Here is a 1,863-nt window from a genome sequence, read left to right as displayed (position 1 = left end):
CTCCATCCAGAGCTTTGGGGCCATGGACGTGCTGTGTACGGACAAGACCGGTACCCTGACCCAGGACAAGGTGGCTCTGGAATACCATCTGGATCCCAACGGTCAGTCCAGTCAGCGGGTGCTCCGGTATGCTTACCTGAACAGCTATTTCCAGACCGGGTACAAGAATTTTATGGATCGGGCCATTATTGAAAAAACGGAAGAAGAGGAAAAGGCAGACCCCAAGCTGGTGGATCTGTCGGAGAATTACCGGAAGGTGGACGAGGTGCCTTTTGACTTTGCCCGGCGGAGACTGTCCGTTGTGGTCATCGATCCCAAAAACCGGACCCAGATGATCACCAAAGGGGCGGTGGAAGAAATGCTGGCCATCTGCAGCCAGGTGGAACAGCCGGAAGGGACGGTGGAACTCACCGATGCCCTGCGGAGGAAAATCCGCCAGGTAGCGGACCGGCTGAATGAAGAGGGGATGCGGGTGATCGCCCTGGCCCGGAAAATCAATCCTTCCCCGGTAGGGGCTTTCGGGTCCAAGGATGAACGGGACATGGTGCTCATGGGGTACCTGGCCTTCCTGGATCCGCCCAAGGAAAGCGCCGGTCAGGCCATCCAGGCTCTGAAGGACCATGGGGTCACCACCAAGGTGCTTACCGGGGACAACGAAAAGACCACCCGGTGCATCTGCCGTCAGGTGGGGCTGCCGGTGGAACACATCCTTTTGGGCAGCGACCTGGAAAAAATGGATGACGGACAGTTGGCAGCAGAAGTGGAAGGAACCACCGTGTTCGCCAAGCTGTCTCCGGACCAGAAGGCCCGGGTGGTGGGCGCTCTCCAGGCCAAAGGCCATACGGTGGGGTTCATGGGAGACGGAATCAACGATGCCCCGGCCCTCAAGATGGCGGATATCGGGATTTCCGTGGACAGTGCCGTGGATATCGCCAAGGAAAGTGCGGATATCATCCTGCTGGAAAAGAGCCTGATGGTGCTGGAAGAAGGAATCGTGGAAGGCCGGAAAACCTATGCCAACATGATCAAATACATCAAGATGACTGCCTCTTCCAACTTCGGGAACATGTTCTCGGTGCTGGCGGCCAGCGCTCTGCTGCCGTTTTTGCCCATGAGCAGTCTCCAGCTGCTGATCTTGAACCTGCTGTACGAAATTTCCTGCATTGCCATTCCCTGGGACAATGTGGACGAGGATTATCTGAAGGTGCCCCGGAACTGGGATGCTTCCAGCATCGGCAGCTTCATGCTGTGGCTGGGGCCCACCAGCTCGGTGTTCGACTGGATCACCTATCTGGTGCTGTATTTCGTGATCTGTCCTCAGATGCTTTCTGGCGGGGTCACCTACAACCACATTGCTGCCGATGCAGTGGTGGGCCAGGGAGTCTTTGCCGGCATGAACCTGCGGGATGCCTATGAGGCCCTGTTCCAGGCCGGGTGGTTCGTGGAATCCATGTGGACCCAGACTCTGGTGATCCACATGCTTCGGACGCCCAAACTGCCTTTTGTCCAGAGCCATGCGTCGGCGCTTCTGACCGCCATGACCGGCAGCGGCATTGCCCTGTGCACCCTGCTGCCCTTTACCGGGGCTCTGGGAAGGGATCTGGGATTCCTGCCCCTGCCAGGGATGTATTTCGGGTTCCTGGCGCTGGTGGTGGCCGGATATATGCTGCTGACTACCAGCATCAAGAAGGCCTACATCCGGCATTACGGGAGTTTGCTGTGACAGGGAAAAGTGAAGAGGGAAGAGCAGGATCGGCGTGGGAGCGGCGAATCCATTGGGATTCCGTAATCGGCTGATGGAAGGAATCTGCGGCCGCAGATTCCGTTGAAGGGAAACGCAGCTGGCGCTGCTAACCCACCACC

At 57.9% G+C, this 1,863-nt stretch carries 1 protein-coding gene; it reads left to right on the top strand.

Annotation, left to right across the window (positions count from 1 at the left end; all coding sequences use genetic code 11):
- On the top strand, nucleotides 1–1,723 hold a 1,723-nt coding region (gene mgtA, locus QVO43_RS06555; RefSeq protein WP_288174652.1), incomplete at its 5' end, for a magnesium-translocating P-type ATPase.
- Between the last annotated feature and the right edge of the window lie 140 nt (nucleotides 1,724–1,863).

It is taken from the genome of Acidaminococcus sp. CAG:542 (genome assembly GCF_000437815.1).
Taxonomy (GTDB): Bacteria; Bacillota; Negativicutes; order Acidaminococcales; family Acidaminococcaceae; genus Acidaminococcus.
The sequence above is the reverse complement of the archived record's forward strand: the minus strand, read 5'-3'. Positions and strand labels throughout refer to the sequence as shown.